Below are 13,099 nucleotides of genomic sequence, written 5' to 3'. Positions count from 1 at the left end.
GCGCTGTGTGACCACGTCACGCAAAAAGCGCCGCAAAGAATCGGATCGACCATGTACCGCGCCACCACCCGCAACATCACCGTCTCCGTCGCGCCTGAGTTTCTGGAAAAAGAATCCAATCGCGAGGCGGGCCGGTTCTTCTGGGCCTACACGATCGAAATCACCAATGAAGGCCAGGAGCGGGTGCAGCTGTTGCGGCGCCATTGGCAGATCACCGATGCACTCGGGCGCACGGAAGAGGTTCACGGACCGGGCGTCGTGGGCGAGCAGCCCGAAATCCCGCCGGGCGAGACTTTTCGCTACACGAGCGGTTGTCCGCTCAGCACACCCTCAGGGATCATGGTGGGCAGCTACGACATGGTGAGCGAGACGGGCTCCGGCTTCACCGTCGAGATTCCGGCTTTCTCGCTCGACCTTCCGGGACAAAAAGCGCTCCTTCACTAAGAACGAGCGCGCAGTCTCAAGACCGTGCAAAAGCCGAGACGCGCCGTCCCGCGGCGATGCGGAAGAGACGCGAAATATCCCCGCCGATGCCGATCAGCGCCGGCACGAGGAAGAGCACGAGCCCGGTCGCAAAGCCCAGACCGAAGACCATGGTGATCGCCATGGGCAAGAGGAACTGCGCCTGCAGGCTCGTCTCCGTCAAAAGCGGAGCAAGCCCGGCAATCGTCGTCAGCGAGGTCAGGAGCACCGCGCGCAGACGGTCCGTGCTCGCCCCGATCGCGGCTTCGGCGAGATCATCCCCATCCTTCAAACGCTCCTCGAGCCGGTCCACGAGAATGATGGAATCGTTAACCAGAATGCCGGCCAGTCCCAGCAAACCGAAGAGCGACAGGATCGTCAGGTCGAAGCCCATGAACAAATGGCCGAGCGTCGCGCCCACGAAGCCGAAGGGAATGATGAGCATCACCGCGATCGGCCGCAGATAGGAGGCGAAGACCCAGGCGAGCAGGATGTAGATGACGGCGAGAGCGATCACCGCGCCAAGCTTCAGGTCGGCGAAGGCGTCCTCGCGCTCCTCCGCACGCCCGGAAAAGCCCGTATCGAGCCCATAACGCGCGGCGATCCGGTCGACCGCACCGCTCTCGCGCAAAGAGGCGAGAACCGCTCCCGGATTGGTCACGGCGAGATCGACATCGGCGGTAACGGCAACGCTCGATTTGCCGTCGACGCGCTGGATAGAGGCAAAGCCCTGGCGCTCGCTCAAGGTCGCGACTTCCTCAAGAGGCACGTAGAAACCTGCGGGCGTTCGCAATTGCAGAGCACGCAGGGCGGCTGTGCCCTCCCCGTCCAGCTTGCGCTTAACCCGGATCGTCACCTCTTCGTCGCCATCGGCGAAGCGGCGCGGAATGGCGCCTTCCAGCGCATTGCGCACCTGGCGGCCGACATCTTCGTTGGTGAGGCCGAGAGCGGCACCCCGCGGGGTCAGGCGGATGACGAGCTCGGGCTTGCCGTAAGGCAGGTCGTCAGCCACGCCGGAAACACCCGGAAAGCCGGAGAGAACCTCCGCCGCCTCTTCGGCGGCCTTCTTGAGATCGGCCGCGTTGCCGCCGCGGAAGCGGATATCGACGTCACGCCCCGGCGGCCCACCGCGCATCTCGTAAACGGCAAAGCGCTTGATACCGGCAAGGTCCGGCGCCTTTTCCTGCCAGGCGCGCACGATCGTCGGCGTGCGCACATCGCGCGCTTCGGAGGTGACGAGCTGCACCCTGAATTCTGCGAGATTGTCGCCTTCCGAGCGCCCCGCCGAACCAATCGTGGTGAACGCAGCCACGATCAGCGGCTTGTCCGGAGAGAGCTCGTCGCTTGCCTGCCAGAGAGCGGATTCGAGCCTTCGGACCGTCTCCTCGACCTCCTCACGCGGCGTGCCCGGATTGAATTCCACGCGGCCGCGGATCGTCTCCGCCTCCGGGGACGGAAAGAACACGAAGGCGACACGGCCGCCCTGGAGAAGACCGATCGTGAGAATGAAACTCGCGACCGCGAGCGCCACCGTGAGGTAGCGCCAATGATAGGTGAAGCGGACGAGCCGCAAGAACGGTCCGCTGCGCACCCATTCGAAGCCGTTGTCGAGACCACGACGCAAGGCCGTGCGACGGTGAGTGCTGCGTTCGCGGCGATGCGAGAGCGCAGCCAACACAGCCTCGATGAGGGCCCCGACGGTCATGGCGAAAGCGACCGTGAGAAGAAGCTGCAAGGACGACGGGCGCTCCGAAAACCAGTCGCCGAGCGCGGAAAGCCAGGAAAGCCCCAGAAGCTCGCCCGTGCCTGGCCGCAGCGTCAGGATGACGGCGGCCGCAACGGACAGTGAGACGAATACCCAGCGCCACATCGACCAGCCGAAATGGCGCACCCGCGTCAGCGAATGGGCGAGATGGCCGGGCAGGACCAGAAAACATTCGACGAGACTTGCAAGGATCACCGCGATGACGACGAGTGGCAAGGTCTGGATGAACTGGCCGATGCCGCCACGCACAAGGAAGAGCGGCGCAAAGGCTGCAACCGTCGTCAGGCTCGCAGCGAAGACCGGCGTCATCATATGGCCCGCTCCGCGGATGGCCGCCGTCAGCCCGTCATCGCCCCTGGAAGAACGTGTGGCTGTGTGCTCTCCTACGACGATGGCATCATCGACGATGACGCCCAGCATCATGATAAGCCCGAAGAGCGACATCATGTTGAGCGTTTGCCCGCTCACATACATCACGCCGAGCGTCGTCATCATGGCAATGGGAATGCCAGCGGCGACCCAAAAGGCGATGCTGCCGTTCAAAAAGACGAACAGGATGATGACGACGAGGATGAGGCCCTGGAGGCCGTTGCGGACCAGAAGCATGATCCGGTCGGCTACCTGATCGGCATTGACGTCGTATTTCAGAATCTCGACATCCGGCGGCAATGTCGGGCGCACGCGCTCCAGATAATCGTTCATCAGCCGGGCGCTGGCGAGAGTGTCGGCGCTGGCGGAACGCTCGACGTAGAGCTCGATCGCACGCTGGCCGCGTGCCAAACCTTCTTTGTCGTCCGGGTCGAAGCGCTCGTTGACGTCGGCGAAATCTCCGACGCGGATCCTCTCGCCGGAAGCGAAGCCCTTGACCTCGATCTCCTTGATCGCCGCCGGATCTTTGGCATCGGAGAGTGCACGCACCTGACGCGACATGGACGCATCAAGCTCGCCCGACGGCAGGTCGCGGCTGTTGCCGGCGATTGCGGTGGAGACGTCGCCGACCGTCAGGCCGAGCCGACGCAATTCCGCCTCTTCGGCCGTCACCACCAATTCACGGTCGCGAAAGCCGGTATAGGTGACGGAATCGATGCCGGCATCGATCAGCCCATCATGGATCTTCTTGGCGATGGCGCGCAGCGCCGTCTCCGAATAGGGGCCGGTGACCGCCAGCCTCGCCACGGCTTCACGCCATTGTCTGAAGGAGACTTCCGGCTCTTCCGCATCCTCCGGCAGATTGGTGATCGCCGCCACCGCCGCCTCGACATCCGACAGGGCCTTCTGCATGTCGGCGCCGTCTTCGAATTCGAGCGAGATCGTGGCGCTCCCCTCGCGGGCATAGGAGCGCATCTCGTCGACACCGTCGAGGAAGCGCACATCCGGCTCGATCACCTCCAGAATATTGGATTCCACGTCCTCCGCGCTCGCCCCCGGCCAGGAGACGGAAATGGAGATCGTGTCGGTTTCGAGCGAGGGAAAGAACTGGGTGTTGATCTTGAGAAGGGCGAAGATCCCGAACAGGACCATCAGCACCATCAAGAGGTTCGCGGCATTGGCGTGACGCGCAAAAAGCTCCACAATCGGGATGGCATCACGCCGCGGGCTCGACGGGGGAGCGGGCGGCACCGCACTCACGAGCCATGCCCCATCGACATGGCCGGAGAGATGCGCTTGTTCTCGCCAGGTTTCGCAACCTTGATGCCTTCGCGCGCGTCGGCGATCTGCGTCGTCATCACCGTCTCGCCTTCCGACAAACCGGAGGTGACGATGACGTCGGCGCCGTCATAGGCCGCGACATCGACGGGGCGTCGTTGAAGGCGCCCGTCCTCGACGACGAAGACGGCATTGCCGCCGTAAAGCGCGGTCTCCGGCAGCCGCACGGCGTTCTGCCACGTCTTGTCGGGAACGGAGACTTCCACGAAGGCCCCCGGCCTGAGGTCGACCTCCGGCCGGTCTTTAACGCTGGCGAAAAGTTCCACGCCGCCACGGTCGGCCACGACCTCCGCACCGATGCGATCGATCTTGCCCTCATAGACGAGGGGCTCGCCGCCGACCGTCCAGGTGATGTCGACCTTGCGGCCGATGACACCTTCGGGATCCGAGATAAGACGACCGAACTGGCGATCGCTCACCACAAAACGGGCTTCCACCGAGCCTTCACGATAGAGCTCCACGAGGAGATCGCTGGCACTCACCTTGCGCCCAAGTCCCGCGGTCTCGTTCATGACGACGCCGTCGAAGGGAGCTTTCAGAACCGTGTCGGCGAGATTTCGCTCCGCCTCTTCGACGCGCCAGCGCAGCCGATCGTTCACCGCTTGCTGTTGCTCCAGCCGCGCACGGGCAACTTCGAGATTGCTCTGCCGCTCTTCGAGTGCCTGGGCCCGCTGGCTCAATATCAGCTGCCGCTCGTCGAGGGATTGCTGGGTGCCGGTGCCGCGGGCGCGCAGCTGTTCGGCGCGTTCGAGATCCGTGCGGGCGAGCTCCAGCTGTTCTTGCGCACGCGAAACGGCGATCTCTTCGGCCCGCACGCTCGCCTGGCGTTCGGTGAGCGTCGCTTCCGCCTCGCGCAGATTGGCGCGCGCTTCGGTGAGTGCGCCGCGATAGGGAAAGTCGTCGAGCGTGACGAGCGTGTCGCCCGCCTCGACACGACGCCCGACTTCGACATCGTCCGAAATGGACACGATCTCGCCGGCGACGAGAGCACGTAGCTCAACCGTCTTTCCTGCGATCGTCGTGCCAAAAACAGAAAAATCCGGCTGATGACTGCCGAACGCAACCGTCTGCGTCTGGACCGTATAGACCTGCTCGCTCGGCGGCCGCTTCGGCCCCTCCGGCGCCGTGGCAGCCATATAGCGCATGCCGGCGACCGCGGCGGCAAGCACCACGAAAACGAGCACGGTCTGGAGGAGACCTCGCCAGAAAGGATGCGCGGTCCTGTCCCGCCGCTCGGAAGAGCGCGACGCCTCCTCCTCAGCCGGCTGTTGGGCAGGCTGCAGCTCGTCTTTCTCCATACCGCGCTTCGGCGCGGCGGACTCAACCAGCAGGAATGGCGTCTTGGCCTTGTCGGTCAGAGCAATATCCTTTGCGATTCAACGGCATCAGATCGCCCGAAACTTTAGAGGTTCCAGGTGAACACCAGCTGAATGGTAAGGCATGCGGCAACGTGGCCGACAACTTAACGATCGGTCAGACTTTGCCGGAATTCAGCTCTTCGGGCGTGAACCGATACTCTTTGCCGCAGAACTCGCAACGGACCTCTACTGCACCCTCGACTGCCGCCTCTTCCAGCTCATCGGCGGGAAGCTGCTCCAACACCTGCTCGATGCGCTCGCGCGAACAGGTGCAATGATCGCGCAGAACGGTCGGCTCGAAGACGCGCACGCCACGTTCATGGAAGAGGCGCACGAGAAGGCGTTCGGCCGGAACGGCCGGGTCGATCAGCTCAAGATCCTCCACCGTGTCGACGAGCGCAACGGCTTCCCGCCAGGCATCGTCCTCAAGCGGCAGATCGGCCACGTCGGCATCGTCCGGCGTATCGCCCGGATGGAGATCGCGGACTTTGATGCGCTCGCTCGATTCCGGCAAGAACTGCGCGATCAGCCCGCCTGCGCGCCAGGCCTGCTGGGCTTCGCCTTCACTACCACGATCGACGATTTCGGCGACGGCCAGGCGCACGCGCGTCGGGATCTGCTCGGACTGGCGAAAGTAGGAATGCGCCGCGTCTTCCAAGCTCTCGTTTTCCAGCGGCACATATCCCTGGTAGCGGCGCCCGGTCTTGCCCTGCTCGATGGTCATGGCGAGCGTGCCGCGGCCAAGAAGGTCGCCGCTCGCAGCACGGCCGGAAACCGTCACGGCTTCCACGCGCTCGCGGTTGCAGGTGGCCGTGGCGCGGATCTCGCCCGGGGTGCGGATATCGACGACGAGCATCGAGACCGGACCATCCGTCTCCGTTTGCAGGATGAAACGGCCCGTATCCTTCAAAGAGGTGGCGAGCAGCGAGGCGAGCGCCACGGCCTCGCCGAGAAGAACTTTGACGGGTCTCGGCAGATCGTGGCGCGCGAGAATGGCATCGATCGCCGGTCCGAGCGTGACGACGCGGCCACGCACGTCCAGCGGATCGACTTGAAAGGGCAGAGCGCGGTCGTCCGCGCGTGAGTCAGTCTGTGTGACAGTCGTATCGTTCACGAGGGCTCCGAAAGACACCAGGAAAGGATCGCCTTTTGCGCATGTAAGCGGTTTTCCGCTTCATCGAAGACGACCGATTGGGGGCCGTCGATCACGCTGGCGGTCACCTCCTCGCCGCGATGTGCGGGCAGGCAATGCATAAATATGGCGTCTTTCTTCGCATATTCCATCATGCGGTCGTTCACCTGGTACGGCTTCAAGAGATTGTGACGCCGCCCCCCTTCGTCGTCGCCCATCGAAACCCAGGTGTCGGTGATCAGGCAGTCGGCCTCAGACGCGGCCTCTTCCGGCGCATCGAGAAAACGCACCTTCGCCCCATGCTCCTGCGCCCAGTCGCGGATCGCCTGGTCGGCGCCCAGCTCAGACGGGCTTGCGACATCCAGGCTGAAGCCGAAGCGCTCGGCCGCATGGACCCACGAATTCATGACGTTGTTCGCGTCACCCAGCCAAGCGAATTTGCGGCCTTCGAGGCCGCCCCTGTGCTCTTCGAAGGTCATCAGGTCGGCCATCAGCTGGCAGGGATGCGAGCGGCGCGTCAGCCCGTTGATGACGGGGACGGTGGCGTGCTCGGCGAGGGCTGCGACCATGTCATGGTCGAGCGTGCGGATCATGATCGCATCGACATAACGCGACAGAACCTTCGCCGTGTCGCTCACGCTCTCGCCGCGGCCGAGTTGCATTTCCTTGCCGCTCAGAAGGATCGCGTCGCCGCCGAGCTGGCGCATGGCGACGTCGAAAGAAATGCGGGTGCGCGTCGAGGGCTGCTCGAAGATCATCGCAAGGATGCGGCCTTCGAGCGGCCGCTCGGACACGGGACCCGCACGGCGGGCAGCCTTCAGCTGCTTGCCGTCGTCAAGGATCAGCCGCAGCGTGTCAGACGGAATGTCGGCGAGGTCGAGGAAGTGACGCAGGCTCATTTTCTATTCTCCCTACGCGGCAGCGGATTTACCGGCGGCGCGCAGCGCAGCTTCAATACGGTTCACGCCTTCATCCATCTCCGTCTCAGAGATGATCAGCGCCGGCAGGACACGCACCACGTTGTGGCCCGCGCCGACCGTGAGGACGCCGTGCTTGCGCAGGCGGGCAACCATTTCCGCCGGAGCGCCTGCACAGACGAGGCCAAGCATCAGCCCCTCGCCGCGCACATCTTTCAGCTGATCGGGATAGGCATCGACGAGGCGGGCAAGTTTCTGTTTGAGGAGGAGCCCCTTGCGGGAGACCTCCGTCAGGAATCCATCTTCGAAAACGAGATCGAGAACGGCATTGCCGACGGCCATGGCGAGAGGATTGCCGCCATAGGTGGAGCCATGCGAACCGACCGCCATCGCCTCCGACGCCTCACGGGTCGCCAGGCAGGCGCCGAGCGGGAAGCCGCCGCCGATCGCCTTGGCGATCGCCATCACGTCCGGCGTGACGCCGGCCCATTCATGGGCGAAGAGGCGACCCGTCCGGCCCATGCCGCATTGGATCTCGTCGAGCACCATCAAGAGGCCATGCTCGTCGCAGAGCTCACGGATGAAGCGCAGGAATTCGTGCGGCACCGGGCGGATGCCGCCCTCGCCCTGGATCGGCTCGATGAGAATGCCGGCCGTTTCCGGGCCGATCGCCGCTTTCAGCGCGTCACGGTCGGCAAAGGCGACCTGGTCGAAGCCTTCGACGTTGGGCGCGAAACCTTCCAGATATTTCGCCTGACCGCCGGCGGCGATCGTCGCGAGCGTACGGCCATGGAAGGCGCCCTCGAAGGTGATGATGCGGTTCTTCTGCGGCTGTCCCTTGGCGTGGTGGTAGCGCCTCACCGTCTTGATGGCGCATTCCATCGCCTCGCCGCCGGAATTCGTGAAGAAGACGCGGTCGGCAAAGCTCGCCGCGCAAAGACGGCGACCGAGTTCCACCTGACCCGGAATCTCGAAGATGTTGGAGACGTGCCAGAGCTTTTCCGCCTGCCGCTTCAGCGCCTCGACCAGATAGGGATGCGCATGGCCGAAAGCGTTGACGGCGATGCCGCCCATCAGGTCGAGATATCGCTCTCCCGACGTCGTCTCCAGCCAGACACCCTCGCCGCGCTCGAAGGCGAGCTCAGCACGGGCATAGGTCGCATAAAGAGGAGAAGACAGAGGAGAGGCGGCCGACATGGGCGTGGTCCGATCCGATAGGGTAAGATTTTGCTGTTGAAATGCGAAAAGCCGCCCAACGGCGGCTGCGCTTCGTTTATCATGAGGCCGGCAAACTGCGCAATGCGCGGCTTTTGAGCATGCCTGTGTGGCATTCCGGACTCACTTTTGCCGTATCCAGGGGAAAAACATCAAATCGCCGGCGGGACTCTTGTCGAAGAGTCGACCGATCGGGTAGTTTCGAAATCGTTAAACACGACATCTCGTGTGGCGGACCGGATCCCCTACCAGTTATTGCGTTGGCGCAGGTTTTTCGCCCCCTGCGACGCAGACGGATTCCGCCAATGACACAAACGCGGCAGCAAGGAGCCAAGACGCCCATGTCCTGGACCGATGAACGAGTCGATCTTCTCAAAAAGCTCTGGCAGGAAGGCCTCAGCGCCAGTCAGATTGCCGGAGAGCTCGGCGGCGTCACGCGCAATGCCGTCATCGGCAAGATTCACAGGCTCGGGCTTTCCGGACGCGGTCAGCCAACCTCAACGATCAAGCGGGCGCGTCGACCGCGCAATTCCGCTCCCGTCCGGCAACAGCGCCAAACCGTGACCGTCGGCGCCACAGCGCTACAGGCCGAGGTAGAGGTAGAAATGGAAGTTGAGCAGGAAACCGAACTGCAGCCCGTGCACGCTCTCGTCATGCCGATCTCACGGCGCCTGACGATCGAGAAATTGACCGAGCGCACCTGCAAATGGCCGATCGGCGATCCGGGCGACGAGGATTTCCATTTCTGCGGCTGCGATTCCCTGGAGAGCTCGCCCTATTGCGAATACCATGCGGGCGTCGCCTATCAGACATCCGATCCGCGCCGGCGCATGAAGCGGGCCGCGAACGGCTGAGTTCAGCTTTACTCCCGAAGACTGGCGTAACAGACTGCGGAGCTTCGGCTCCGCTTTCTTTTTTGTGAAACTCCGACTTCTTCGCCGCGCGGGATCAGCCGGCCAAGGCAGGCGTCGGCGCCTCGTCCGCCGTGATCCGATCCGCCGGCGCTTCGGCAGCCGGCAGGCGCACCGTGAAGGTCGCACCGGCGCCCAATTCGCTCTCGATATCGAGACGGCCACGATGGCGCGTCAGGATATGCTTGACGATGGCGAGGCCGAGGCCCGTTCCCTGCTTCTCGCGACTTGAGGCGACATCGACCCGGTAGAACCTCTCGGTGAGCCGCGGCAGGTGCTCCGACGGAATCCCCGGCCCCCAGTCGCGCACGCTTGCCAGGACGACAGTTTCACCGTCCAGGCGCTGCTGCGTCAATCTCACGTCGAGACGTTTGCCGGCGCTTCCGTATTTGAGACCATTCTCCGCCAGGTTCTCCAACACCTGATGGAGCTCGTCGCCGTCGCCCAGGACGAAGACGGGCTCGGCCGGAACGTCGAGCGTCACCTCCACCTCCAGATGCTCGGCAAGCGGACGCAGGCCGTCGACGACGCGGCGCGCGATCTGTGCGAGATCGATATGCTCGCGCGGCTGCTGATGCACCCGCATCTCAAGCCGCGACAGAGAGAGAAGATCGTCGAGAAGCCGGCGCATGCGCTCCGCCTGTTCGCGCATGATGGCCAGAAAGCGGTCCTGAGCTTTGGGATCGCTGCGGGCCGGCCCCTGGAGCGTGTCGATGAAGCCCGAGAGGGATGCAAGGGGCGTGCGGAGCTCGTGGCTGGCATTGGCGACGAAATCGGCACGCATTCTGGCCGTCGCCAGGCGCTCGGTCACATCCTCGAAAAGCAGGAGAATGAAAGGCGCCGCGGCAGCGGCATGCAGCACCGGCTGAACAGTTACCACATAGACGGTCTCCGCTCCGCTGCGCTCGCGATACTCGAACCGGCTCGTCACCATACCCTGGGCCGCAGCCAGCGCATCCCGAAGACGCGGCGTCCGGATGCTCATGGAAAGCGGGTCGCCGGGGCGGGCCTGCGGGAACGCAGCGGTCGCTGCCTCGTTGGAGAAGCGCATGATACCGCGCTGATCGAGCAGGAACGCAGGGTGCGGCAGCGATGAGACGACCGCCTTCATCCCGGTGTCGGGCCACAGGATACGACTGTGCGCGGCCGCGGATGACAACCGCTCAGAGCGTATGCGAGCAGGAGCTGCTGCCGTGACGATAATGACGAAAACAAATCCCAGAACGGACCACAGAACCGGCACGGAGAAATTGACGGTCACAAACGCCAGCACAAGCGCCGTCGCCAAAAGCGGCAAACGCGCCGCGGCGAGGCGTGCAAGCGGGCGGGCAGAATTCACCGAAAGGTTGTTTTCCGTGTTCGTCTCCTCAATCACTTTTGCCGCTCTCGTAAAGCCATTCAGCGTTCTGTAGACTCGCTGCGTGACAAGTCTGAGTCAGAGAATCAACCTGCACATGAACAATCAGGACTTTTCCACCTTCGATCTCGATGCACCCGAACTGCCGGCATGGGTGCATGAGAACGCGCTGACCTCTGGTAACTTTCCTTATTCCAAGAAGCTCAAGCGCACAAAGTACGAAAACGAACTGCGCGATCTGCAGCGCGAGCTCGTGCAGGTTCTCGCCTGGGCTCAAAACACCAATCAGCGCATCGTGCTGTTGTTCGAAGGTCGCGACGCGGCCGGCAAAGGCGGCTCGATCAAGGTCCTGCGGGAAAATCTCAATCCCCGCCACGCCCGCATCGTGGCGCTCGCCAAACCGACGGAGCGCGAGAGCGGGCAATGGTATTTCCAGCGCTATGTGGAAGAGCTGCCGAGCAATGGCGAAATGGTGCTCTTCGACCGCTCCTGGTACAATCGTGGCGTCGTGGAACCCGTGATGGGTTTTTGCAGCGAGACCGAGGCCGCAGTTTTCCTGCGCGAGGCGCCGGATTTCGAGCGCATGCTGGTGCGCGACGGCGTCCACCTCTTCAAGTTCTGGCTCAATATCGGTCGCGAGATGCAACTGAAGCGGTTCCACGACCGTCGACACGACCCTCTCAAATCCTGGAAGATCTCGCCGGTCGACAAGGAAGCGATCAAGCGCTGGCCGGCCTTCTCCGCCGCCCGCGACCGGATGCTTGCCGCAACGCATTCGCATGAAGCTCCCTGGTACGTGGTGCGCGCCAACGACAAGAGACGGGCACGGCTCAATCTCATACGCACCGTCCTTCTCACGCTGCCCTATGACGGAAAGAATCGCGAGCGCATCGGTGAGTTGGATGAGGCGATCGTCTCCCAGGGACCGGAGTTTTTGAGCGAAGTCGAAGCGTCGCCAACCGGCTGAGCCCAAAAGCCGCGGGCTGCGCCGAAAAGCGACGGCTCAACTGGCGCTCAGGGTGGCATCCATGGCGCGTCCGCCGCGGCGTCGTGAAAGTGCCTCATGGTAGAGGGCCTCATTCTCCTCGGCCATGCCGGAGAGAGAAAAGCGCTCACGCACGAAGACGCGCCTTGCGGCCGCCTCCTCGACAAGGCGCTGAGGGTTTTCAAGCGCAGCTGTGAGCGCGGAGGCGAGCGCTCTCTCGTTGCCAGGCTCGATCAGACGATCCTCCTCGCCTGAAAAAATCTCAGGAATGCCGCCGACGCGCGTGGCAATCATCGGCGTCCCGGCCGCCGCCGCCTCCAGCACCACATAAGGCAGCGATTCCGCCAAAGACGGCACGACGATCATGCGCGCCTGCGCCAAGGCCTGGCGGGCCGGGATCGGGGCGTGGAAGCGCACGTCGAGGTCCTTTTCTGCGGCAAAGGCCCGATAGGTCTCGATCTGCTCACGAACACCGCCACCGACGATCGCAAGGCTCCGTTTGTTGCCTTCTGCGTTGAGGATCTCCAGCGCCCGCAACAGTACACCGACGCCTTTTAGCGGGCGCAATTCGCCGAGAAACAGAAAGTCCGCAGGATTGTCGATCTTCGTGACCGGCTCAAATTCGCCCGGCCGCAGGCCGTTGTAGATGACATGGGCGGGGCAACGCGGCTCACCCACTTTCTCGCGGTAGGTTTCCGCCTCGAATGCGGAAACGTGAATGAGCGAATCCGTCACCCGCTCCAAAGAGCGCTCCACGCCGAAATAGAGACGCCCCGCCAAGGTGTGGCGGTCGAAGTTCAAGCTGCCGCCATGGAGCGTATAGAATGTCGCGACGACACGGCCGGAGCGGCGCTCGCTTGCCGCGGTCAGGCGGCTGAAAACGCCCCCCTTGGCGCCATGACCATGGATGACGTCGGGGGCGACCGAATCCGCATGGGCGCGCACGCGCAGAAATGCGCCGAGATCGACCGGCCGGATCGGGCGAGACATCGGCGTGCGCTTCAGGCCGAGGGCGAGGCGGGCTTCAAGTTCGGCCAAAAGCCCGGCTTCGAACGCCCCTCCCGTGGTGGAATCGCAGATCATGCCCACCTTGTGGCCGCGGTCGGCCTGCATTTCGATCAGATCGCAGACATGGCGAAAAACGCCGCCGACAGGCGCACGCAGCACATGCAAGATCCTGAGGGGTTCGCCTGCATTCTGCATTTTGTCCTCCCGGCCCAAACAAACATTATCGGCCAGCATGGATAAGAGGTCGTTAATATCTTGGACGCGGGGCTTGCCTCGATCCGG

Annotated in this window: 10 protein-coding genes; 3 read left to right on the top strand and 7 right to left on the bottom strand. The window is 63.5% G+C overall.

Features of this window, described 5'->3' with window-relative positions; genetic code table 11:
* Window positions 1-51: 51 nt before the first annotated feature.
* Window positions 52-444 (top strand): Co2+/Mg2+ efflux protein ApaG, encoded by a 393-nt coding sequence (gene apaG, locus BLP76_RS00190; protein ID WP_092808893.1) that lies wholly within the window; start codon window positions 52-54, stop codon window positions 442-444.
* Window positions 445-460: 16 nt separating this feature from the next.
* On the opposite strand, the gene BLP76_RS00185 is transcribed toward apaG, so the two are convergent.
* The 5 genes from BLP76_RS00185 to BLP76_RS00165 all read right to left on the bottom strand — a co-directional run bounded on the left by BLP76_RS00185 (window position 461) and on the right by BLP76_RS00165 (window position 8,538).
* Window positions 461-3,856, bottom strand: coding sequence for an efflux RND transporter permease subunit (locus BLP76_RS00185; RefSeq protein ID WP_244514317.1), 3,396 nt, complete (start codon window positions 3,854-3,856; stop codon window positions 461-463).
* Window positions 3,853-5,232 (bottom strand): efflux RND transporter periplasmic adaptor subunit, encoded by a 1,380-nt coding sequence (locus tag BLP76_RS00180; RefSeq protein WP_092808892.1) that lies wholly within the window; start codon window positions 5,230-5,232, stop codon window positions 3,853-3,855. Before BLP76_RS00180 ends, BLP76_RS00185 begins: the two co-directional genes overlap by 4 nt.
* A 175-nt stretch (window positions 5,233-5,407) precedes the next feature.
* A complete protein-coding gene (locus BLP76_RS00175) occupies window positions 5,408-6,406 on the bottom strand; it encodes an Hsp33 family molecular chaperone (protein ID WP_092809966.1) in 999 nt (332 codons plus the stop codon).
* Window positions 6,403-7,323, bottom strand: coding sequence for an ornithine carbamoyltransferase (argF, locus tag BLP76_RS00170; protein ID WP_092808891.1), 921 nt, complete (start codon window positions 7,321-7,323; stop codon window positions 6,403-6,405). The genes BLP76_RS00175 and argF overlap by 4 nt, the downstream gene beginning before the upstream one ends.
* Window positions 7,324-7,335: 12 nt before the next feature.
* Complete coding sequence (locus BLP76_RS00165) at window positions 7,336-8,538, bottom strand: aspartate aminotransferase family protein (RefSeq protein WP_092808890.1); 1,203 nt, start codon at window positions 8,536-8,538, stop codon at window positions 7,336-7,338.
* Between the two features lie 359 nt (window positions 8,539-8,897).
* On the opposite strand from BLP76_RS00165, the gene BLP76_RS00160 reads away from it, so the two are divergent.
* On the top strand, window positions 8,898-9,410 hold the full coding sequence (locus BLP76_RS00160) for a GcrA family cell cycle regulator (protein ID WP_092808889.1): 513 nt from the start codon (window positions 8,898-8,900) through the stop codon (window positions 9,408-9,410).
* Between the two features lie 94 nt (window positions 9,411-9,504).
* On the opposite strand, the gene BLP76_RS19190 is transcribed toward BLP76_RS00160, so the two are convergent.
* The gene (locus BLP76_RS19190; protein ID WP_338081411.1) at window positions 9,505-10,842 is read right to left on the bottom strand and encodes an ATP-binding protein; all 1,338 of its coding nucleotides are present in this window, start codon (window positions 10,840-10,842) and stop codon (window positions 9,505-9,507) included.
* Between the two features lie 79 nt (window positions 10,843-10,921).
* On the opposite strand from BLP76_RS19190, the gene ppk2 reads away from it, so the two are divergent.
* A complete protein-coding gene (gene ppk2 / locus BLP76_RS00150; protein ID WP_092808888.1) occupies window positions 10,922-11,791 on the top strand; it encodes a polyphosphate kinase 2 in 870 nt (289 codons plus the stop codon).
* 36 nt (window positions 11,792-11,827) lie between these two features.
* Here ppk2 and BLP76_RS00145 read toward each other — a convergent pair whose 3' ends face one another.
* Window positions 11,828-13,012, bottom strand: a complete 1,185-nt coding sequence (locus BLP76_RS00145) for a glycosyltransferase family 4 protein (protein WP_092808887.1) — start codon at window positions 13,010-13,012, stop codon at window positions 11,828-11,830.
* Window positions 13,013-13,099 lie beyond the last annotated feature (87 nt).

Origin of the sequence: Afifella marina DSM 2698 (assembly GCF_900102695.1) — a bacterium.
Taxonomy (GTDB): Bacteria; Pseudomonadota; Alphaproteobacteria; order Rhizobiales; family Afifellaceae; genus Afifella; species Afifella marina.
This window is presented reverse-complemented; position numbering and strand designations above follow the sequence as displayed.

Coding starts and splice junctions, on each gene's coding strand:
- apaG (WP_092808893.1), top strand. CDS start 52: ATGTACCGCGCCACCACCCGCAACATCACCGTCTCCGTCGCGCCTGAG.
- BLP76_RS00180 (WP_092808892.1), bottom strand. CDS start 5,232: ATGGAGAAAGACGAGCTGCAGCCTGCCCAACAGCCGGCTGAGGAGGAG.
- argF (WP_092808891.1), bottom strand. CDS start 7,323: ATGAGCCTGCGTCACTTCCTCGACCTCGCCGACATTCCGTCTGACACG.
- BLP76_RS00165 (WP_092808890.1), bottom strand. CDS start 8,538: ATGTCGGCCGCCTCTCCTCTGTCTTCTCCTCTTTATGCGACCTATGCC.
- BLP76_RS00160 (WP_092808889.1), top strand. CDS start 8,898: ATGTCCTGGACCGATGAACGAGTCGATCTTCTCAAAAAGCTCTGGCAG.
- ppk2 (WP_092808888.1), top strand. CDS start 10,922: ATGAACAATCAGGACTTTTCCACCTTCGATCTCGATGCACCCGAACTG.
- BLP76_RS00145 (WP_092808887.1), bottom strand. CDS start 13,012: ATGCAGAATGCAGGCGAACCCCTCAGGATCTTGCATGTGCTGCGTGCG.